At 54.3% G+C, this 21991-nt stretch carries 19 protein-coding genes and 2 tRNA genes; 19 read left to right on the forward strand and 2 right to left on the reverse strand.

The genetic code is table 11. The annotated features are described in order from the left end of the window. Positions 1 to 105 precede the first annotated feature (105 nt). Positions 106 to 582, forward strand: a complete 477-nt coding sequence (greA, locus tag WD071_RS08655; RefSeq protein ID WP_368047963.1) for a transcription elongation factor GreA — start codon at positions 106 to 108, stop codon at positions 580 to 582. Between the two features lie 52 nt (positions 583 to 634). On the opposite strand, the gene yhbY is transcribed toward greA, so the two are convergent. After that, on the reverse strand, positions 635 to 949 hold the full coding sequence (gene yhbY, locus WD071_RS08660; protein WP_368047964.1) for a ribosome assembly RNA-binding protein YhbY: 315 nt from the start codon (positions 947 to 949) through the stop codon (positions 635 to 637). 386 nt (positions 950 to 1335) lie between these two features. Between yhbY and ftsH the strand changes: the two genes are divergently transcribed. From ftsH to WD071_RS08740, 16 genes are all read left to right on the forward strand, one after another. Continuing rightward, positions 1336 to 3279: an ATP-dependent zinc metalloprotease FtsH gene (ftsH, locus tag WD071_RS08665; protein WP_368048146.1), complete on the forward strand. Its 1944-nt coding sequence runs from the start codon at positions 1336 to 1338 to the stop codon at positions 3277 to 3279. Positions 3280 to 3318: 39 nt separating this feature from the next. Further along, complete coding sequence (gene folP / locus WD071_RS08670) at positions 3319 to 4221, forward strand: dihydropteroate synthase (protein ID WP_368047965.1); 903 nt, start codon at positions 3319 to 3321, stop codon at positions 4219 to 4221. A 33-nt stretch (positions 4222 to 4254) separates the two neighbouring features. Further along, positions 4255 to 5619: a phosphoglucosamine mutase gene (gene glmM, locus WD071_RS08675; RefSeq protein WP_368047966.1), complete on the forward strand. Its 1365-nt coding sequence runs from the start codon at positions 4255 to 4257 to the stop codon at positions 5617 to 5619. 99 nt (positions 5620 to 5718) lie between these two features. Then, on the forward strand, positions 5719 to 6474 hold the full coding sequence (gene tpiA, locus WD071_RS08680; RefSeq protein WP_368047967.1) for a triose-phosphate isomerase: 756 nt from the start codon (positions 5719 to 5721) through the stop codon (positions 6472 to 6474). Between the two features lie 3 nt (positions 6475 to 6477). Then, positions 6478 to 6858 carry a preprotein translocase subunit SecG gene (gene secG, locus WD071_RS08685; RefSeq protein ID WP_368047968.1) on the forward strand — a complete coding sequence of 127 codons (381 nt, stop codon included), beginning with the start codon at positions 6478 to 6480 and terminating at the stop codon, positions 6856 to 6858. Positions 6859 to 6872: 14 nt separating this feature from the next. After that, positions 6873 to 6959, forward strand: a tRNA-Leu gene (locus WD071_RS08690). A gap of 179 nt (positions 6960 to 7138) precedes the next feature. After that, positions 7139 to 7215, forward strand: a tRNA-Met gene (locus WD071_RS08695). 268 nt (positions 7216 to 7483) lie between these two features. Continuing rightward, positions 7484 to 7933 carry a ribosome maturation factor RimP gene (rimP, locus tag WD071_RS08700; RefSeq protein ID WP_368047969.1) on the forward strand — a complete coding sequence of 150 codons (450 nt, stop codon included), beginning with the start codon at positions 7484 to 7486 and terminating at the stop codon, positions 7931 to 7933. 64 nt (positions 7934 to 7997) lie between these two features. Continuing rightward, positions 7998 to 9482: a transcription termination factor NusA gene (nusA, locus tag WD071_RS08705; protein WP_368048147.1), complete on the forward strand. Its 1485-nt coding sequence runs from the start codon at positions 7998 to 8000 to the stop codon at positions 9480 to 9482. A 58-nt stretch (positions 9483 to 9540) separates the two neighbouring features. Then, positions 9541 to 12141, forward strand: coding sequence for a translation initiation factor IF-2 (infB, locus tag WD071_RS08710; protein ID WP_368047970.1), 2601 nt, complete (start codon positions 9541 to 9543; stop codon positions 12139 to 12141). Between the two features lie 12 nt (positions 12142 to 12153). Continuing rightward, positions 12154 to 12648, forward strand: coding sequence for a 30S ribosome-binding factor RbfA (gene rbfA / locus WD071_RS08715; RefSeq protein ID WP_368047971.1), 495 nt, complete (start codon positions 12154 to 12156; stop codon positions 12646 to 12648). A gap of 16 nt (positions 12649 to 12664) precedes the next feature. Then, positions 12665 to 13591 carry a tRNA pseudouridine(55) synthase TruB gene (gene truB, locus WD071_RS08720; RefSeq protein ID WP_368047972.1) on the forward strand — a complete coding sequence of 309 codons (927 nt, stop codon included), beginning with the start codon at positions 12665 to 12667 and terminating at the stop codon, positions 13589 to 13591. Between the two features lie 74 nt (positions 13592 to 13665). Continuing rightward, positions 13666 to 13935: a 30S ribosomal protein S15 gene (gene rpsO / locus WD071_RS08725; protein WP_368047973.1), complete on the forward strand. Its 270-nt coding sequence runs from the start codon at positions 13666 to 13668 to the stop codon at positions 13933 to 13935. A 105-nt stretch (positions 13936 to 14040) separates the two neighbouring features. Then, the gene (gene pnp, locus WD071_RS08730) at positions 14041 to 16161 is read left to right on the forward strand and encodes a polyribonucleotide nucleotidyltransferase (RefSeq protein ID WP_368047974.1); all 2121 of its coding nucleotides are present in this window, start codon (positions 14041 to 14043) and stop codon (positions 16159 to 16161) included. A gap of 60 nt (positions 16162 to 16221) precedes the next feature. Further along, a complete protein-coding gene (locus WD071_RS08735) occupies positions 16222 to 16857 on the forward strand; it encodes a tRNA-uridine aminocarboxypropyltransferase (protein ID WP_368047975.1) in 636 nt (211 codons plus the stop codon). A gap of 3 nt (positions 16858 to 16860) precedes the next feature. After that, positions 16861 to 19488, forward strand: a complete 2628-nt coding sequence (locus WD071_RS08740) for an EAL domain-containing protein (protein ID WP_368047976.1) — start codon at positions 16861 to 16863, stop codon at positions 19486 to 19488. Positions 19489 to 19514: 26 nt separating this feature from the next. Here the strand turns inward: WD071_RS08740 and WD071_RS08745 are convergent, their stop codons facing one another. Continuing rightward, positions 19515 to 20237: a YebC/PmpR family DNA-binding transcriptional regulator gene (locus WD071_RS08745; RefSeq protein ID WP_368047978.1), complete on the reverse strand. Its 723-nt coding sequence runs from the start codon at positions 20235 to 20237 to the stop codon at positions 19515 to 19517. Positions 20238 to 20368: 131 nt separating this feature from the next. Here WD071_RS08745 and WD071_RS08750 point away from each other — a divergent pair, with 131 nt between their 5' ends. Then, a complete protein-coding gene (locus WD071_RS08750; RefSeq protein WP_368047979.1) occupies positions 20369 to 20890 on the forward strand; it encodes an AAA family ATPase in 522 nt (173 codons plus the stop codon). Between the two features lie 99 nt (positions 20891 to 20989). After that, positions 20990 to 21952 carry a phosphate/phosphite/phosphonate ABC transporter substrate-binding protein gene (phnD, locus tag WD071_RS08755; protein ID WP_368047980.1) on the forward strand — a complete coding sequence of 321 codons (963 nt, stop codon included), beginning with the start codon at positions 20990 to 20992 and terminating at the stop codon, positions 21950 to 21952. Positions 21953 to 21991: the final 39 nt, after the last annotated feature.

The following is a 21991-nucleotide window of genomic DNA, read 5'->3' on the forward strand; positions in this document are numbered from 1 at the left end:
TGATATGGTTTGTCTGAACAGTGCTGGCGGGGTCTCCTGGAGGGATCCCGCCGCTATTTTTTTTATTCCCTGATTTTGACGATCGCTAAGATCTGTGAGAGTGATATGAGAAAAGTGCCAATGACCATGGGTGGCGCGGAACGACTGCGCGCTGAGCTCAATGAGTTGAAGTCTGTGAAACGTCCGGCAATTATAAAAGCCATTGCGGAAGCGCGTGAACATGGTGATCTCAAGGAGAACGCCGAGTACCATGCTGCCCGTGAACAGCAGGGTTTTTGCGAGGGCCGGATTCAGGAGATTGAGGGCAAACTCGCAGATTCCGAAATCATCGATATCACCAGCATTCCGGCGTCAGGCAAGGTCATTTTTGGTGTGACGGCGACCCTGTTGAATCTTGATACCGAAAAAACCATTCGTTATCAGATTGTTGGCGAAGATGAAGCGGATGTCAAAGCGGGCAAGATTTCGGTGGGATCACCCATCGCACGTGCAATCATGGGCAAGGAAGTTGGCGATGAAGTGGTCGTCAAAGCCCCGTCCGGTGATATTGAGTACGAGGTCAGCAAGATAGAGCATCTTTGACAGGTTTGTGGTCAGGCTGCGATGCAGCCTGACCCGGTCTGAGCGCGTTGCGTCAGGCCGGTGTGTGGCGCAGGATATTGGATAGCCTGGGGTCAGGTTTATTGGCAGGGCGGTAAAGTACCGCGATGTTCCCAATGCTCTGAATACACGTTGCCCGGCTGGTCTGGCAGATTTCTTCGGCGACCTCTTTTCGGGCGTCGCGATCTGCGGCCAGAATCTTTACCTTGATCAATTCGTGTTGCTCCAGCGCGCGATCAATTTCCTTGCACACTGTTTCTGACAGGCCTTTTTGTGCAATTGTCACCACGGGCTTGAGTTTATGGGCAATGGCGCGTAGTTTTTTTAGTTCCTGGGAGCTTGAAGTCATATTGAGTCCGGCGAGTCGATCGAAACAGCTAAATTGGCCTGCATTGTAACGCAGCCCGATCCGCGCTCAAAGCATTGCCATTGAATTGGAGCGTGCAACCCTTGGACAATAACAAGCTTCATCTTGTAATATCAGGATAAGCCCCCATCTTTAGGGAGCATCCGATCAAAATGTCAGCCCGCATGTTCCGGCATCACCCGTCCGCGGAATCAGGCTTCCAGGCTGGAATAACAAGTATCCGGAGTCCGAGGGAATAGCAATCCTGCTTGCGGCGGTCTTACTCTGTGAAGACCATGGCCGCTGACGGGTTAAACAGGTTCATTTGAGCGTTAGCCGGTAAACCGTACCGGTTACACAAAGAGAAGGGGGATATTCCCTTGAACGATATGGCAAAGAATTTACTGCTTTGGATGGTTATCGCAGCTGTACTGCTGACGGTATTTAACAATATCAATCAGGAGCCTGCGACGGCGCAGGTAAACTATTCTGATTTTATTCGCGAAGTGCGCTCCGGACAGGTGGAGTCGGTTAATATCGCCGGCACCAATGTCACCGGGATGCGTAACGATAACTCCCGGTTTACCAGCACCATTCCCATGATCGGTGATGATCAGTTGATGGACGATCTGTTTAACAACGGTGTTGAAATCCGCGCGTCCGAGCCCGAGCGTCAGAGCCTGTGGACGCAGCTGTTGGTAGCCAGCTTCCCGATTCTGATCATCATTGCGCTGTTTTTCTTCTTCATGCGGCAAATGCAGGGCGGTGCCGGCGGTGGCAAAGGCGGACCAATGTCCTTTGGCAAGAGCAAGGCCAAGCTGCTGGGCGAAGACCAGATCAAAATCACCTTCTCTGATGTCGCTGGCGTAGACGAAGCCAAAGAGGACGTCAAAGAGCTGGTGGATTTCCTGCGCGAGCCGGACAAATTTCAACGCCTGGGTGGTCGCATTCCGCGCGGCATCCTGATGGTAGGACAGCCCGGTACCGGTAAAACATTGCTGGCCAAGGCGATAGCCGGTGAAGCCAAAGTACCCTTCTTTTCGATCTCCGGTTCAGATTTCGTGGAAATGTTTGTCGGTGTGGGTGCGTCACGCGTACGTGACATGTTTGACCAGGCCAAAAAACAGGCGCCATGCATCATCTTTATCGACGAAATCGATGCCGTCGGTCGACACCGTGGTGCCGGTCTGGGTGGTGGCCACGACGAGCGTGAGCAGACCCTTAACCAGTTGCTGGTGGAGATGGATGGCTTTGAGGTCAATGACGGCATCATCGTGATCGCGGCGACCAACCGTCCCGATGTACTGGACCCGGCCCTGCTGCGTCCGGGCCGCTTTGACCGCCAGGTAGTCGTAGGCCTGCCCGATATCCGCGGCCGTGAGCAGATATTGAAAGTGCATATGCGCAAAGTACCGATTGCCGACAATGTTGATGCGGCAGTTATCGCGCGTGGCACACCAGGCTTCTCTGGTGCCGACCTGGCCAACCTGGTGAACGAGTCGGCGCTGTTTGCTGCACGCGGTGGCCGACGCCTGGTCACCATGGAAGAGTTCGAAAAGGCCAAGGACAAAATCATGATGGGCGCCGAGCGCAAATCCATGGTCATGTCGGAAAAGGAAAAAACCAATACTGCCTATCACGAGGCTGGTCACGCTATCGTTGGCCGCCTGGTGCCGGAGCATGATCCGGTTTACAAAGTCAGTATTATTCCGCGTGGTCGCGCACTGGGCGTGACCATGTTTCTGCCGGAAGAGGATCGCTACAGTATCAGCAAGCGTGCAATCCTGAGTCAGATCTGTAGCCTTTACGGTGGCCGGATTGCTGAGGAAATGACATTGGGGGCAGAGGGTGTGACCACCGGAGCGTCCAATGACATCCAGCGCGCGACCGAAATGGCACGCAACATGGTTACCAAGTGGGGCCTGTCAGAAAAACTGGGTCCGCAGATGTACGCGGAGGATGACGGTGAGGTTTTCCTTGGCCGTTCCGCGGGTGCATCACAGAAACAGCATTCTGGCGAAACTGCCAAACTGATCGATGACGAAGTAAAGAGCATTATCGATTTTTGTTACAACAAGGCCAAGCAGTTGCTCGATGACAATCGTGACAAACTGGAGCTGATGAAGGACGCATTGATGGAGTACGAAACCATCGATGCGGAACAGATCAATGACATTATGGATGGCCGCAAACCGCGCCCACCGGCTGACTGGTCTGATACCGACAGTGGTTCCGGTTCTGCCCGGGCGGACTCAAATGATGACGCTCGCGACGGCAAATCCGATGATCAGCATACTGACAAACCCGTTGGCGGACCGGTCAGCGAGCACTGATTGCTGACATACCATGTCCGGCAAGCACGGGAATTATTGATGCTGCAACAGCAATCCGCTTCCGGCAGCCCGGGACCGCATATGATCTGTGGCCCCAGGCGTCTGGATCTTTCCAGTCCCCGTGTCATGGGGATCCTGAATGTAACCCCTGATTCCTTCTCTGATGGTGGTGCTCTGAGTGCCAGCGCAGAGAAGGGCGCAGGGGTTTTTTCTGTGTCCGTTGACAAAGCCCTGCGGCGTGCCGAGCGCATGTGTCAGGATGGCGCGTGCATCATTGATGTGGGGGGTGAATCTACCCGGCCCGGCGCCGCTGCCGTCACCGAGCAGCAAGAACTGGATCGTGTCATTCCGGTGATTGAAGCGATCAATCGCGAGCTTGATGTTATTGTTTCCGTGGATACCAGTGCGCCCGCCGTCATGCGAGAGGCGGCTCTGGCCGGTGCTGGCATGGTCAATGATATCAGGGCACTGCGCCGTGAAGGTGCGCCGGAGGCCGTTGCCGCAACGTCGATGGGTGTTTGCCTGATGCATATGCAGGGTGAACCCGGCAACATGCAGCAGGCGCCGGCGTACGATGATTTAATTGCTGAGATATCTGCTTTTCTGCTTCAAAGGGTGGCTGACTGTGAGCGCGCCGGCATCACCCGCGATCATATTTGCCTCGACCCCGGGTTTGGTTTTGGCAAAACGCTGGCGCATAATTACCGTCTGCTGCGCGAAATGCCGCAGTTTTTGTCTGCCGGGTTTCCGTTGCTGGCAGGTCTGTCCCGCAAATCCATGATTGGGGCAGTCGTTAATCGTCAGGTTGATGGTCGGCTGGCAGGCAGTATTGCTGCTGCAGTGTTGGCGGTAACGCAGGGCGCCAGCATTATCCGTGTTCACGATGTTGCAGAAACAGTCGATGCACTCGGGATTATTCAGGCGATGCAAAGCCAGAGCTAAGCCAGCGACAGGTGCAAGGGAGAGGAGAACACTATGGGATCGCCGAAAAAAACGGAAAAACAATATTTTGGCACTGACGGGATTCGGGGTCATGTCGGTGAATATCCGATTACGCCTGATTTTATGCTGAAGCTGGGCTGGGCAGCAGGCAAGGTTTTTGCGCGTTCCGGTGGGCTGCGCAGTAAGATTCTGATCGGCAAGGATACGCGCGTCTCAGGTTATATGTTTGAGGCCGCGCTTGAGGCCGGGCTGGCTTCGGCAGGTGTCGATATTAACATGCTGGGCCCTATGCCAACGCCAGCGGTAGCTTATTTGACGCGAACATTTCAGGCGCAGGCGGGTATTGTGATCAGTGCCTCGCACAATGCCTTTCAGGACAACGGTATCAAGTTTTTCGCCGGCGACGGCACCAAGTTGCCGGACGAAACCGAGTTAGCCATCGAAGCATTTCTGGGGCGCGATATTACGACCGTTGATTCCGCCGAAATAGGCAAAGTCACTCGTATTACTGACGCTGCCGGTCGTTATATTGAATACTGCAAGCGCACCGTGCCAGGCAATGCGGTGCTACAGGGTTTGAAAATCGTGGTGGATTGCGCGCATGGCTCAACGTATCACATAGCCGCCAACGTGTTTTCCGAATTGGGCGCATCCGTGAAGGCTATTGGCGTGTCGCCCAATGGTATGAATATCAATCAGGAATGCGGCTCTACATCACCCCGGCATCTGGTCCGGGAAGTGTTGGCCGAACAGGCCGATATTGGTATCGCCTTTGACGGCGATGGCGATCGGGTGGTGATGGTGGATCACCTGGGTAATGTGGTTGATGGCGATGAACTGCTGTATGTCATTGCCCGTGACAGACGTCGCCGACATGTTGGTTTTGGAGGTGTGGTTGGCACTCTGATGAGTAACCTGGGTCTTGAGCTGGGCCTGGAGGCGCTTGATGTGCCGTTCGTCCGAAGCGATGTGGGTGATCGTTATGTCATGGAGATGTTGAAGAAAAAAAGCTGGCAACTCGGCGGTGAATCCTCCGGACATATTGTCTGTCTTGATGTTACTACCACCGGCGACGGCATCGTTTCTGCTTTGCAGGTGCTGGCGGCAATGATGCAGTCGGGTTCAACGCTGCACGAGCTGCGCAGCAGAATGACTAAAATGCCTCAGCATATGGTAAATGTGCGCGTGGATAACAAAGCGGCTGTCATGTCGCACCCGGACGTGTTGGCGGCAGTGACCGGGCTCGAACACAAGCTGGCCGGGCGTGGGCGGGTATTGCTCAGGCCCTCCGGCACGGAGCCTTTGGTAAGAGTGATGGTTGAAGGCGAAGATGAGGCGGCGGTAACGGCGCATGCCAATGAACTGGCAGAGGTTGTCGCTACATCGCGCGGACCTTGATTTCAGTGTTCGCCTGATCTTGCAAGGTCTGGGTAAACTGGTTATAGTGGCGCCCCGTTTTATCAATGTCGGGCGCCGGCATCGCACTGGGTAGACAATATGCGTCGGGCTTTGGTTGTCGGAAACTGGAAAATGAACGGAACGCGTGCCAGCATCAGTGAGCTGTTGCGCGATCTGGTACCGACTGTTTCGCACGGGATCAATGGCGTTGATATTGTTGTTTGTCCGCCTTTCCCTTATCTCGCCGTTGTCGCTGAGGCAATCCGCGGTTGTGAAATTGTGCTCGGTGCCCAGAACGTCTGGTGTGAGCGTGAAGGTGCTTATACGGGAGAAGTGTCTCCCGGTATGCTGGCAGACTGCGGTGTGCGTTATGTCATTCTGGGGCATTCCGAGCGTCGCCAGCACGGTTCAGAGTCGGATGACCTGGTGGCGCGGAAATTTGTAGCGGCTCAGCAGGCTGGTCTGATACCGATTTTGTGTGTCGGCGAGACCCTTGCGCAGCGTGATGATGGTAGCGCCCGGGAGGCGGTGGCAGGGCAGGTCAGTGCGGTGCTTGCTGTTGCGGGTGTTGCTGCGTTTGAGCGTGCCGTTATTGCCTACGAGCCGGTATGGGCGATTGGTACGGGTTGTTCGGCTTCTGCGCAAGAGGCCCAGCAAATGCATGCCGGTATTCGTGAATTGATAGCGGGCCACGACGCAGAGGTGGCCGATGCGCTGCAGTTGCTCTACGGTGGCAGTGTAAGCCCTGCCAATGCAGCTGAGCTCTTTGGGCAGGTCGACATCGATGGTGGGCTTGTGGGTGGGGCCTCGCTTGATGCGTCGGCATTTATCGAAATTTGTAATAGTGTGAGCTGAATTATGGAAACTCTTGTGGTCGTTGTGCATGTGATTGCGGCTATCGCGATCATAGGCCTGGTGCTGTTGCAGCAGGGCAAGGGCGCAGATGCTGGCGCAGCTTTTGGCAGCGGGGCTTCGCAGACTGTTTTTGGCAGTTCGGGCACTGGTAACTTTCTGACTCGCTCGACCACGGTTGCTGCAGTCATATTTTTTGCTACCAGCCTGGTGTTGGCCATTTACGCCCAGCAGTACAGCATGGGGGGCGGCAGTGATGCCTCTCCTATCGTGAATCCTGACGTTTTGCGTGAGCTTGAAGAATCCGATGTGCCACAGCTTACGGCACCGGCAAGCTCTTCTGATGTGCCCGATGCGTCTGCTCAGGCGCCGCAGGACGATCAGTAGCAGTTCTTAGTTTAGCCGAAGTGGTGGAATTGGTAGACACGCTATCTTGAGGGGGTAGTGGCCTTATGGTCGTGCGAGTTCAAGTCTCGCCTTCGGCACCAATTGTGGGAAGACGCTTGTGAATGAGTGCCCGATTATGGGGCCTGGGCTTAAAAGTCACTTGACTTTGGAGCCCGCAAGCAACTAGAATACCTGCCCTCAGATAGCGGCTTTGCCAGAAGTCATCTGAGCTCAATAACGACTGTTGTCAGGAAAGTTGTTGAGAAGTTTGAAGTTTTGTTGCGGGGTGGAGCAGTCTGGCAGCTCGTCGGGCTCATAACCCGAAGGTCGTAGGTTCAAATCCTGCCCCCGCTACCATATTCGCAGTGGCTGTGCTGAATAGCGTAGCTCTGCATGAGAGCCCCTTGATGGGGCTTTTTATTAGCTGCAGGTTTTTCCGTCAGCCATAGAAAGTGACGTAAGAAAGCTGGGTGTGAAAAGTATGTCCGGTGCGAGCGCCGGGATATGCAGGTTCCGCCACCGGTGTCAGGCAGCAGTATGCCGACACGGTAAGACAATTATTTTGTTTTCGAGGTGGGCCGATGGCCCACTTTTTGTTTGTGTCGTAAAAAAGGTAATAGACAAGTTGGTAGCATCAGTTGACATGATCTCTGATTTGCTCCGGCCGACGGTCGAGGCTCTGGGCCTGGAGTTGTGGGGCATTGAGCATATAGCCCGAGGGCGTTCGAGCCTGTTGCGCATTTATATCGACAGTCCGGAAGGCATTACAATTGATGATTGCGAGCGCGTGAGCCGGCAGGTCAGTGGTGTGCTTGATGTGGAAGACCCTTTGACAGGTGAATATACCCTGGAGGTGTCTTCTCCCGGAATGGACCGGCCCTTGTTTCGGCTCGAGCAGTACGGTCAGTTTATTGGTGACGTGGTGAGTTTGCGCCTTCGGACACCGATCGAGGGGCGCCGCAAGTTCAAGGGCGTTCTGCACAAGGCTGAAGCAGATCAGATAGTCATGACTGTTGACGGCGAATTAATTGAAATTCCATTCCAGCAGGTAGACAAGGCCAACATCGCATTTTAACCGGCATGTTTGTCCAGGCGCGCAGTTGGAACGATGAATCCGTGTGTAAGGTGACACTACTATGATGAGTAAAGAAATTCTGATGGTTGCAGACGCGGTCTCGAATGAGAAGGGAGTGTCACGCGACGTTATATTTGAAGCCATCGAGATTGCGCTGGCAACTGCGACAAAAAAACGCTTCGACGAAGAAGAAGTTCAGTGTCGTGTGCACGTCGATCGCAAAACCGGTCTGTACGAGTCGTTTCGCGTCTGGGACGTGGTTGCCGATGACGACCTGGACGAGCCGGCCGGACAGATCGCGCTGAGTGCTGCCCAGGAGAAAAACCCCGAGCTGAAAGCCGGCGATGTCTATGAAGAGTTGATTGAGAACACTGATTTTGGCCGTATTGCTGCACAGACTGCGAAGCAGGTGATTGTGCAGAAAGTGCGTGAAGCCGAGCGCGATCTGGTGATCGCGGAATATCGTGACAAAGTAGGCGAACTGGTTTCCGGCACAGTCAAGAAAGTGACTCGCGAAAGCGTTCTGGTTGATCTGGGTGGCAATGCCGAGGCCTTGCTGACACGCGACCAGATGATTCCGCGTGAAACGTTTCGTACCGGCGATCGTATGCGCGCTCTGTTGCTTGATGTACGTCAGGAAGTGCGTGGCCCGCAGCTGTTCCTGAGCCGGACCGCTCCCGGCATGTTGATCGAGCTGTTTAAAATTGAAGTGCCCGAGATCGCCGAGGAAGTTATCGAAATCCGGGCGGCAGCGCGGGACCCGGGCTCGCGTGCAAAAATCGTGGTCAGCACCAACGATGGACGTATTGATCCGGTCGGTGCCTGTGTTGGCATGCGTGGTTCGCGCGTTCAGGTTGTGTCCAATGAACTGGCCAATGAACGAATTGACATCATTTTGTGGGATGATAATCCCGCGCAATTGGTAATCAATGCCATGGCGCCGGCTGAAGTTGCGTCTATTGTGATGGACGAAGACAGCCACACCATGGATGTCGCCGTCGAAGAAGACAACCTTGCCCAGGCTATAGGGCGCAGCGGACAGAATGTGCGCTTGTCTGCCGAACTGACAGGCTGGGCGATCAATGTCATGAGCATTGACGAAGCCAGTGAGAAGCAGCAGCAGGAAGCCAGCGCGTTCATCACTACGTTCATGGAAAAACTGGATGTTGATGAAGACGTCGCCGAATTGCTGGTAAGTGAAGGTTTTACCTCGCTTGAAGAAGTCGCTTACGTACCCATGGATGAGCTGTTGAGCATTGATGGATTTGACGAAGATATTGCCAAGGAGCTGCGTGATCGTGCACGTGATGCGCTGCTGACACAGGCGATCGCCTCGGAAGAAGGGCTGTCCAGTGCCAATCTGGAAGCCGATCTGTTGAATATGGAAGGCATGGATGATGTCCTGGCCATGGCACTTGCAGGCAAGGGTATTGTCAGCATGGAAGATCTTGCGGAACAGGCAATCGATGAATTGATGGATATTGAAGGCATGGACGAAGAACGTGCCGGAAAACTGATTATGACCGCTCGAGCGCCCTGGTTCGAATAACATGTTTGTACAAAACGTGTATCAAAACCGGGCAGTAAGAGTAGACAGGAGTAGCTAAATGGCAGATGTAACAGTCGGTGAACTTGCCAAAGTGGTTGGTGTTACCGCGGAACGGCTTCTGGCCCAGATTAAAGAGGCCGGGCTGCCGCACAAGCGCGTGGATGAACCGATTTCCAATGAAGACAAGAACGCATTGTTGTTGTTTCTGCGGCGCAGTCATGGCTCGGCGGAGGCGATGGACTCTGCTCCCAAAAAGATCACTCTGAAACGCAAGACCGTGGCGACCCTGAAAACCTCATCGGGGCAAGGGCGCGGTAAGACTGTTAATGTCGAAGTGCGCAAAAAACGCACTTACGTTAAACGCAGCGAGCTGGAACCGGAGAAGCCGGAAGAGATTGAAGCGGTTGCTGCAGAAGATATGCAGGAACAGGCTCCCCCGGCTCCCGTGGCGGAACAACAGCCTGAAGCGGTGGCCAAACCAGAAGATGCAGTGGCCAAAGAAGCAGAGGCTGCCGTTGAGCCTGCGGTCAAGGAAACTCAGAAGCCCGCACCTGAAGACAGCAGCAAAAAAGCTGATGCGGATGCAGCTGATGCCGCTACTGCCGAACAGGTGGAAGCTGCGCGTGCTGCGAAAACCGGACAGCCATCGTCAGGCAAAGCCAAAGCACCGGTCAAAACCGGACGTAAGGATGATGCGGACGAGAAAGATGATGACAAGAAATCCGGTTTCCGTAAAAAATCGGCTGCACCCAAGAAACAGGGTAAAGCACGTATTTCGAAGGATGATTTTGTCCTGGAAGATGGTGATTTTGATGATGCAGGTGGTCGTGGCCGACGCGGTGGGCCACGCAAGAAACCTCGCAGTAAACAACATGGTTTTGAAAAACCAACGGAGTTCATTTCGCGCGAAATTATAATTGGTGAAGCCAACACCGTGCCTGATCTGGCACAGAAGATGTCCCTCAAATCCGCTGCACTGATCAAAAGCCTGTTCAAGATGGGGGTTATGGCCACCATCAACCAGGTGCTTGACCAGGATACTGCAACGCTGTTGGTGGAAGAATTTGGTCACACGGCAAAATTTGTCTCCGCCGATGCCATCGAAGATGATCTGTATGAATCCATCGCTTACGATGGTGGTGCCGAAGCAGTCAGCCGCGCCCCGGTTGTCACTGTCATGGGCCATGTTGACCATGGCAAGACGTCGTTGCTGGATTACATCCGCAAGTCGTCAGTGGCGTCCGGTGAAGCGGGTGGTATCACTCAGCACATCGGTGCCTATCATGTAAAAACTGATCACGGCATGATCTGCTTCCTTGATACGCCGGGTCATGCGGCATTCAGCGCCATGCGTTCACGCGGCGCCAAAGCGACTGACGTTGTTGTCCTGGTGGTTGCTGCCGACGATGGCATGAAGCCTCAGACCGAAGAGGCGATTCAGCATGCCCGCGCCGCCGGTGTGCCCCTCGTTGTGGCCATTACCAAGATCGATAAAGAAGATATCGACATCGATAAGGTCACCAGTGAGCTGGCTGCCAAAGACGTGATCCCGGAAAGCTGGGGTGGTGACACCATGTTTGTTCAGGTGTCGGCACATACCGGCGCCGGTATCAACGAACTGCTGGAAGCGATTCTGTTGCAATCGGAGATGCTTGAACTGAAGGCCTTCATTGACGCATCCGGCAAAGGTGTGGTGATTGAATCGCGGCTCGATAAAGGCCGTGGCCCGGTTGCATCGGTGCTTGTCCAGAATGGTACGCTTAATGTGGGTGACGTGGTTCTGGCGGGTCATGAATACGGTCGTGTCCGCGCCTTGATTGATGAGGCCGGGCGATCTGTCAAGTCTGCGGGACCGTCGATACCGGTCGAAGTTCTGGGCTTTAACGGTGTGCCCGAAGCTGGCGACGAATTTGTTGTGGTGGTTGACGAGAAGAAAGCCAAGGAAGTAGCTGAGTTCCGTCTTGGTCGTCATAAGGACCACAAAGCCGCAATGCAGCAGGGCAACAAGATCGAGGCCATGTTTGCCGGCATCGGCAAGGCCGACAAAGGTATTCTTAACGTTGTCATCAAATCTGATGTGCGCGGCTCGATGGAAGCCATTATTGGTTCGCTGCAGAAGATCGGTACTGAAGAAGTAGAAGTAAATGTGGTGGCCTCAGGTGTTGGTGGAATTTCCGAGACTGATGCACATCTTGCGGTAACGTCGAAAGCGATGCTGATAGGCTTTAATGTGCGTGCAGATAAAACGGCGCGGGAAGTCATCGAAAATGAAGGCGTAAACCTGCGTTACTACAACGTTATTTATGATGTGATCGATGACGTCAAAGCGATCCTTGGTGGTATGCTGACACCCGAATTGCGTGAAGAAATTCTGGGTGTTGCCGAAGTGCGTGATGTGTTCAATTCACCGAAGTTTGGCCAGGTTGCCGGCTGCATGGTTGTGGAAGGCAGTGTCTTCCGTAACAAACCGATTCGGGTGCTGCGCGATAACGTGGTGATCTATGAAGGAGAGCTGGAGTCATTGCGTCGGTTCAAGGACGATGCTAACGAAGTGCGTAACGGCATGGAGTGCGGCATTGGTGTGAAGAACTACAATGACGTCAAAGTTGGCGACAAGATCGAGGTTTACCAGACCACTCAGGTCGCGCGTTCACTGTAAGGGCTACATTTTATGAACAAGCCCTCACCGAGAGCACAACGCGTCGCGGACCAGATACAGCGCATTCTTGCTGATCTGATCCGGCGCGAAATTCGTGACCCGCGTGTGGGCATGGTGTCAGTCACCGGCGTCAACGTCAGTCGTGATTTTGCCTATGCCAATGTGTTTGTCACGGTGCTCAGCAGCGGTCTGGTGCAGGACGGTTTTGGCAGTCAGTTGAAAGATATGGGCGAGCTGGACCGCAAAGAGATAGATGACAGTCTGGCAGCCCTGAACAAGGCGGCCGGGTATTTGCGCAGCTTGCTGGGCAAAGAGCTCAGCCTGCGGACAACGCCTGCTCTGAAATTTCACTATGACGACAGCATTGCTCGTGGCAGCTATCTGTCGACTTTGATTGACAAGGCCCTGGCTGAAGACAGCACGCACGATCACTCACAAGATGATGTGTCGGGCGATCCCGGTTCAGACAGCTCGGAGCCGGACATTTCAGAACCGGATCGGCACTAACCAAGAGAGTGTTACCTTGGCCACAGATAGGAAACGGAAAGGCCGTGACATAAGCGGCATTCTGTTGCTGGACAAGCCGCAGGGCATGAGCTCAAACGCCTGCCTGCAACAGGCCAAACGCCTGTTCCAGGCCAGCAAGGCCGGGCATACCGGCGCGCTGGACCCGCTGGCTACCGGTGTGTTGCCGTTGTGTTTTGGCGAAGCGACCAAGGTGTCGCAGTTTCTGCTGGAGGCGGACAAGCGTTATCTGACCACTATCAGGCTGGGCGAGCGCACCAACACCGCCGATGCGGAAGGCGAGGTTATCAGTACGCGCCCGGTAGGCGAACTGAGTGAGCAGGCGCTGGTCACATGCCTGTCACAGTTCAAGGGTGAAATTGAGCAGGTTCCGCCGATGTATTCGGCGCTCAAGCACAAGGGCCAGCCGCTGTACAAGTTAGCGCGGGCGGGTCAGGAAGTGGAACGCAAAAGCAGAAAAGTCAGCATACATGACCTGATTCTGCATGAATTTGACGGGTCCTCGCTGTCACTGGAAATCCATTGCAGCAAAGGGACCTATGTGCGTACTATAGCCGACGATCTGGGCGAAGCACTGGGCTGCGGCGCCCATGTCACGGCCCTGCGCCGTTTGCAGGCCGGTGTATTCCGGATTTCCGGCTGCATCACGCCGGAGGCCCTGCAGGCGATTTTTGAGGCAGAGGGTACGGACGGTCTGGATGCCCTGTTGCAGGCGCCGGACCTGGCCATTGAGCATCTGCCGAAAGCGGTAATGTCGGCGCAGATGGCTGCTTACGTGCGGCAGGGTCAGGCAGTCATGCTGCGGCAGTTGCCCAGCAGTGGTCTGGTAAGATTGTACGATGAAGAAGCATTCATCGGTATTGGCGAGATACTCGACGATGGTCGGGTCAAACCACACCGATTAATAAAGGAGACCGCCAGGTAACTGTTAGTATGCACGGTTATGCTGGTTGACAGGATGTCTTATCACTTAGCGCATATTATTCTGGAGATTTAGAAATGGCTTTAACAACTGAACAGAAAGCAAATATTGTCAAAGAATACGGCCAGGGCGAAGGAGACACAGGTTCTCCCGAAGTTCAGGTGGCATTGCTGACCGAAAACATCAATCTGCTGCAGGGTCACTTCCGTGAACACTCTCACGACCATCATTCGCGTCGTGGACTGATCCGCATGGTTAACAGCCGCCGCAAGCTGCTGGATTACCTCAAGCGTAAAAATGTTGACCGTTATGCCACTTTGATCAAGCGTCTGGGCCTGCGTCGCTAAGACGCACAGCGTTTTAAAAACGATGAAAAAGTGACAAGAGACTCTTGGTAAAAAGGATGTTGCTGCAATGCTGCCCGGGTCTCAAATAAAAAACAGGAATAGGTTATGTTTAATATTGTAAGCAAGACATTCCAGTACGGTGACCAGACGGTCACGCTGGAAACCGGCAAAATTGCACGACAGGCAACCGGCGCGGTTGTAATCACCATGGGTGGTACACAAGTGCTGGCAACGGTGGTGGGGAAGAAAACGGCCAACCCCGGTCAGGATTTTTTCCCGCTGACGGTCAACTACCAGGAAAAAACCTATGCCGCCGGTAAAATCCCCGGTGGTTTCTTCAAGCGCGAAGGTCGTCCGACTGAAAAGGAAACCTTGATCTGCCGCTTGATTGACCGGCCCATCCGACCCTTGTTCCCGGCGGGTTTCAAGAATGAAGTCCAGGTTGTCTGTACTGTCATTTCTGCGACCAAGGATGAAGATCCGGATATCGCTGCGCTGATAGGTGCCTCGGCGGCACTGGCCATTTCCGGCATGCCGTTCCAGGGGCCGATTGCCGCTGCCCGCGTTGGTTTTGATGTTGAACGTGGATATGTACTTAACCCGGATGCCAAGCGTCTGGAATCGTCCGCGCTGGACATGGTTGTGGCTGGTACTGAATCAGCCGTGCTGATGGTTGAGTCGGAAGCCAAAGAACTCACCGAAGACCAGATGCTGGGTGCCGTTCTGTTTGGTCATGAAGCCATGCAGTGCGTGATCACAGCCATCAACGAGCTGAAAGCGGAAGCTGGTAAGGAGGCCTGGAACTGGGAGGCGCCTGCGGTCAATGAAACCCTGACCAAAGCCATCAGCGACGCCTTTGCTGGCGGTATCGCAGAAGCGTATCAGATATCTGACAAAATGCAGCGTTATGATGCGCTGGGTAAACTGCAGGTTCAGGCAGCAGAGCAGTTCGCCGGTGAAGAAGAAGGTGTCAGCGCCGAGGAAGTCAAAGGTGTCTTCGGCAAGCTGGAAAAGAAAGTGGTGCGTAACCGCATTCTTGACGGCGCGCCGCGAATTGACGGCCGTGATACCCGCACCGTCCGCCCTATCGAAATCGAAACCGGTGTGTTGCCGAAAGCACATGGTTCTGCTTTGTTCACACGTGGTGAAACGCAGGCGCTGGTCGTTACCACGCTGGGCGCCATTCGTGATGCGCAGCTGATCGAGGGTCTGGAAGGGTCCAGAAAAGAATCCTTCATGTTCCACTATAACTTCCCTCCCTTCTGTGTTGGCGAAACTGGCTTCATGTCGGGCCCCAAGCGTCGCGAAATCGGTCATGGCAAATTGGCCAAACGCGGTGTGCAGGCTGTGATGCCGAAGGAAGAGGATTTCCCCTACGCAATTCGTGTGGTGTCGGAAATTACTGAATCCAATGGTTCCAGCTCCATGGCATCTGTCTGTGGCAGCTCACTGGCGATGATGGATGCCGGCGTTCCCCTGTCAGCACCGGTTGCCGGTATTGCCATGGGTCTGATCAAGGAAGGCGAGCGCTTTTCTGTGATCACCGACATCCTGGGTGACGAAGATCACCTGGGCGACATGGACTTTAAAGTAGCCGGCACCGAAAAAGGTGTGACTGCGTTGCAGATGGACATCAAGATCCAGGGTATCAACGAAGAAATCATGGAAATCGCCCTGAATCAGGCCCATGAAGCCCGTATTCACATTCTCGGCATCATGAACAAGGTATTGCCAAAGTCGCGTGAGACAGTGTCCGAGAATGCACCGTCCATGGCCATGATGAAAGTTGATTCGGACAAGATTCGTGATGTAATCGGCAAAGGCGGCGCAACGATCCGCGCTATAACTGAAGAAAGTGGCGCATCCGTTGATATCGACGATGACGGCAATATCCGTATCTACGGTGAAGATGCCGCATCGCGTGACAAAGCCATCGAGATGATTCAGACCATCACGGCTGAAGCCGAAGTGGGTCAGCTGTACATGGGCAAGGTTGCCCGTATTGTTGACTTTGGCGCCTTCATCACCATTCTGCCGGGCAAGGACGGTCTGGTACATATTTCCCAGATTTCCGCAGACCGTGTGGAGAATATTGGTGAATACCTCAGCGAAGGTCAGGACGTGCTGGTCAAGGTCATGGACCTTGATGCGCGTGGCCGTATCAAGTTGAGCATCAAGGAAGTGACTGATGAAGACAAGGCAGCATTTGCTGCTGATGCCGAGTAATCCGCGCGTAAACCCCGCAACCGCTGCCCTTTTCGGGCGGCGGTGACCGGGAGTTCTGCTATGCCCCGAGCACAATGTGCCATCTGCTACCGCCCCACATCTTACTGCTATTGTTCCCGTATTAAAAAAGTCACTAATTCCTGGCCGGTCTTTATTGTGCAGGATGTGCGTGAATCCCGTCACCCCATTGGTACCGCCAGAATAGCAGCTCTGTCCTTGAGTCAGGCTGAAATGATTACACTGGATCCGGACAGGCCAGACTCAATCGGTGATTTGCTGGAGGGCGCATTCTCCAGACCGTTACGAAACCCCGTGTTGATTTATCCTGGCGATGACGCTGGTGAGGTCAACGAACTGCACGTTGCTGACCCGTTCGCTGGCGAGCCCAGAGACCTGCTCTTCATTGATGCAAGCTGGGGGCGCAGTCTGCGTATGCTGAATGTCTTCCCCGCGCTGACATCATTGCCGAAATTTTCCCTTGGCGAACTGCCTGTTTCCCGCTATCGTATCCGAAAGCAGCCTGCAATCGACGCAGTGTCAACGCTGGAAGCTATCGTCCATACGCTGCACCTGCTTGAACCTGCGCGCGACTTCAGTGCCATGTTGACGACCATGGACTGGGTTGTCGATCAGCAGATCAGGCGCATGGGTAACAAAGTCTATCAGGCTAACTATTTGCTGCGGCAAAGGAAGTGATTGATGGATGTGGTCGCCAGTCCTGGCAGGATCCTCACAGACAACGTCGCAACCGTTTGTCTGCTGCTTTTCTGCCTGTTTTTTAGTGCCCCGGTCTTTGCCCAGACAACGTTGCGACTGGGCGTTTATGAAAATACACCGAAGATATTTCTTGACGATGCTGGCCAGGTGTCCGGGATTTTTGGCGAGTTAGTGACTGAAATAGCCGAGCGTGAGAATTGGCTGATTGAGTCGGTTGCGTGTCAATGGAATGACTGTCTGCGAATGCTTGAGTCTGGTGAAATTGACCTGATGCCGGATGTTGCCTACACCTCCTCACGGGCACAACTATTCGACTTTCATCAGAATGCAGTCTTGCTAAGCTGGTCCCAGCTGTACGAAAGGGACGGGCTGGGTTTGTCCAGTCTGCTGGATCTGAACGGTCGAAGTGTGGCGGTTCTGGAAGGGTCTGTGCAACAGATCTACCTGATGGAGATGGCAGAAAACTTTGACCTGGTTATTGAGTGGGTCTGGGTTGATTCCCTGGAAGCTGCGTTTGCGGCGGTTATATCCGGCCAGGCAGACGCGGCTGTCGCAAATCAGTTTTATGGCGATATGATGGCTTTTCAGCACGAGCTTGCGCGCACGCCCATCATGTTCCAACCCACCCGGCTGCACTTTGCCGTCCCGACCGGGCGTCATGCTGAACTGCTGGCGGTCATTGATCGTTATATTACGAGCTGGCAGGCGGATGAACAGTCTCCTTATTTCCGGATTCTGCGACGCTGGAGCATTAATCCGGACGCACAGGGTATTCCGGTTGTTGCCTGGTGGCTTATCGGTGCTTTGTCCTTTGCGTTGATACTGCTTGCTTTGTTCTCTGTACTATTGCGCATAAAAGTCGCGGAAAAAACCCGGAGTCTTGTCGCCAGCGAGTCTCGCCTGAACACGATTCTGAACAGCGTTGATGCCTATATCTATATCAAGGATTATCGTCTGCGTTATCAATATGCCAATCGTAAAGTATGCGATCTTTTTGGTGTGACTCCCGACGAGATCGTTGGCAAAACAGACGCGGATTTTTTTTCGCAGCAGACATGCGCTCTGCTGGAGCAGAACGACATGCGTGTCGTACGACACGGGGAGCGTGTCGCGAATGAAGAGGCCAGTACCCTGGTGCGTAACCAGAAGACCTATGATTTTCTCTCGGTCAAACTCCCCCTGCGTAACCCTGATGGCAGTATTTACGCCTTGTGCGGAATCTCTACTGATATCTCTGAGCATAAACAGATCCGGGATCAGTTGCATCAGCTGGCATTCTTCGATTCACTGACCGGTTTGCCCAACCGTCGACTGGTGCTTGATCGTCTTGATCATGCCCTGGCAAACAGAAATCAAACCGGCTATGAGGGTGCATTGCTGTTTCTGGATGTTGATGACTTCAAAGTCGTCAACGATACCCTGGGCCATGACACGGGTGATTACCTGTTGCAGTTGCTTGCCCGTCGTCTGGAGCGGGGTCTGTTGAGTACAGATACGGCCGGTCGGCTGGGTGCTGATGAGTTTGTGCTGATCATCGAAGATCTTGCACTTGATGCGGATGATTCTCTGGTACGCGTTCGTGACATGGCGGAGATTCTGCGCCAGCAACTGAGCCTGCCATTTGATTTGAACGGTACGGATTATGTCTGTGCTGTCAGTATTGGCATTGCCATGTTTTCCGACGCAGACAACGGCGACGTTGAGGCCCTGCTAAAAGCTGCTGACCTGGCACTGGATGCGGCCAAAACGGGCGGAAGTAGCTCTGTATGCTTTTTTAATCCGGAGATGCAGGTGGAAGTTACCCGGCGCACCCGGATAGAAGCCGCTTTGCGCAAGGCACTGCTTGGTGACAACCTTAGTTTGCATTTACAGCCTCAGGTTGATTCAGCCGGCAACGTTATCAGCATGGAAGCCCTGTTGCGATGGCACGATCCGGAAATGGGGCAGGTGGCGCCGAGCGATTTTATTCCGGTTGCCGAAACCTGCGGACTTATCGTTCCTGTGGGCAAGTGGGTTCTTGATCGTGCTTGCAGAATGTTGGCCGAATGGCAGTCTGACAGTGTCATGTCAGCGTTGACGCTTGCCGTGAACATCAGCCCGCGGCAGTTTCATCATGCCGATTTTGTTGACCATATTCTGAACAGCCTGAAAAACAATGGCGTTGACGGGCGCAGGCTGGAGCTGGAAGTCACCGAGGGGCTTTTGATAGAAGATGTGGAAGTAACGGTCGCAAAAATGGATCGGCTGCGAGAGCATGGTATCAGGTTTTCACTGGATGACTTTGGTACAGGTTACGCATCGCTGGGTTATCTCAAACGTCTGCCTCTGTCTCAGCTCAAAATAGACCAGTCATTTGTCCGTGATCTGCTGCTTGACCCCAATGACGAGGCTATTGTGCGAACGATTCTGGCGCTGGGGAAAAGCCTCGATCTGCGGGTTTTGGCCGAAGGGGTCGAAACCCGGGCGCTGGCTGATCGTCTGCGCGAGATGGGCTGTGAATACTTTCAGGGATATTTATTCAGTCGCCCGCAAGCGGAAGCTTATTGGCGTGAGCACCCTCCGGTGCAATTGACAGGTCACGAGCTGCCGCAGGATGCTTCGCCGAAGTGAAGGCCCGTCCGGCGGGCAAGGCGCCTTCAGTCCGGTAGCACCGCATTGTGGTAGACATTCTGTACGTCATCCAGATCGTTCAGCATGTCCATGAATTTCTCGAACATCACCACATCGTCACCGGTTATGTCGTTGCTGGTCTGAGCCAGAAACTGGATTTCGTCCACCTCAAACTCCACATCGCCGAAGGCGTCACGCAGCGCCTGCCGCGCCTTGGCGTATTCGGTGTGCGGCGCAAACACAGTGATCAGGCCGTTTTCGTTTTCAATGTCGGTGACATCCACGTCTGCCGTCAGCAGAGTTTCCAGAACGGCATCTTCGTCATCGGCCTGGATGGCAAGAATGGCGCAATGATCGAACATGTGGGAAACACTGCCCTGTGCGCCAATTTTGGTTTTGGTTTTGGTGAAACATTGCCTGACGTCACCAAACGTACGGTTTGGATTGTCGGTCAGGCATTCGACGATCACCATGCAGTTGCCCGGACCAAAGCCTTCGTAGCGCGCCGCTGAGAAATCCTCGCCGCCGGTGCCGCGCGCTTTCTCCAGAGCCTTGTCGATGACATGGCTGGGCACCTGATCCTTCTTTGCACGCTCGATCAGTCCGCGCAAGGTAAGGTTGCCATCCGGATCAGTGCCGCCAGACTTGGCGCAGACATAGATCTCTCGTGCATACTTGCTGTAGACCTTGGTTTTGGCGGCCGCCGTTTTGGCCATGGACTCTTTTCGGTTCTGGTATGCTCTGCCCATTGGACGTACCTGTATTACGATTGCGGAGAAACAGCATTTTCATGGAAAAATCGAATCATACACTCAGCAGGCGGGTCAAATCCATTGTAGACTGCGCTTTTGTTAGCGCCTGAGGCTGTTGCGTCCTGTCTATGCCTGTTACTGATGAATTAGTCCAAGTCTGGTTTCTGTTCGGTTTGTCCGGCAGTGGCAAGTCCTATGCCGGTGATGTGATTGCACAGGCCAAGGGCTGGCCTGTCTATCACGCCGACGATGACATCACCCCTGCAATGCGGCGCGCGCTGGCCGAATCGAGACCTTTTACTGACGCCATGCGCGATGACTATTTTGTGCTGCTGGCCGACCGCATCCGGGCGCGGCAGGCCCAGCAGGCAGCAGGCCAGCCACTGATAGTCACTCAGGGAGCATACAAACGCCGCAGCCGGCTATATCTGCAGCAACAGATACCCGGCCTGTCACTGATCTGGATAGATGCGCCAGACGCCATGATCAGTCAGCGCCTGAGCCTGCGGGAGGCAGGTATCAAGCCAGAGAGTGCCGCCGCACTGAGACAGGATTTTGAATGCCCGCCGCCGGGTTGTCTTAAAATTGTCAACGATAGCGGCGAAGATCACATCCTGGCCCAGTTTGAAACCTGCCGGGGTAGCGGTTGACCCTTTCGTAGCAGGTGATATGATTCGGATCAACCCGGCAGACAAGACCGGGTGCAGCATCGCGCGAGATGCGATGCCCTACAATAATCGGGAGTATCAGTGCTGAAACAGATCAGTAAACTACAGACTCAGGTGATGACAGCCCTGCTGCTGACAGCCGCGAGCGCCAGTGCCTTGGCGCAGCTGTCACCGCGCTATCAGGACAACAATCAGGACCTGGTCGCCGATCTGCCCGCAGACGAAGCAGACTGGCGCGATCCCCGTATTCTCATCTTTGCTTATACCCCCGTGGAAGACCCGGCTCTATATACCCAGGTCTGGGACGAATTTATTACCCATATGGAAAGTCTCACCGGCAAAGAGGTACGGTTCTTTCCGGTGCAATCCAATGCAGCGCAACTTGAAGCGATGCGCGCCGGACGCCTGCATGTTGCGGGTTTCAATACCGGCTCGACACCGGTTGCCGTCAATTGTGTCGGCTTTGAACCGTTTGCCATGATGGCTGCTGAGGATGGCAGCTACGGTTATGAAATGGAAATCATCACCTTTCCTGGCAGTGGAATTGAGTCAGCAGCAGATCTGGTCGGGCGGCAGCTGGCATTTACGTCGCCTACCTCTAATTCCGGTTTCAAGGCACCGTCCACGATTCTGCTCAGCGAGTTTGGTCTGACCGCGGACGAAGACTATCGCACTGCGTATTCGGGCAGCCACGACAACTCGATTCTGGGTGTGGTCAACAGCGACTACGAGGCCGCTGCCGTTGCCAATGAAGTATTGCGCCGCATGCAGGGCCGCGATGTGGTGCGCGCTGACCAGTATCGCTCAATCTACAAGTCGCTCACCTTCCCGACCACGGCATATGGCATTGCCCACAGCCTGCATCCGGCGCTGGCGGAGAAAATACGCGAAGCATTTTTCACCTTCGACTGGGAGGGCAGTGCTTTGCAGGAGGAGTTTGCCGATGCCGGCATGGCCCGTTTTATCCCCATCAATTACCAGCAACACTGGCAGGTCATCCGCAGTATTGATGAGGCCAATGACACCGTATACAACTGCGACTGACGACAAGCTGACGTCGGCGCCATGACCAACAAGAGGAAT

Source organism: Pseudohongiella sp. (assembly GCF_040877505.1).
In the GTDB taxonomy this organism is placed as follows: Bacteria; Pseudomonadota; Gammaproteobacteria; order Pseudomonadales; family Pseudohongiellaceae; genus Pseudohongiella.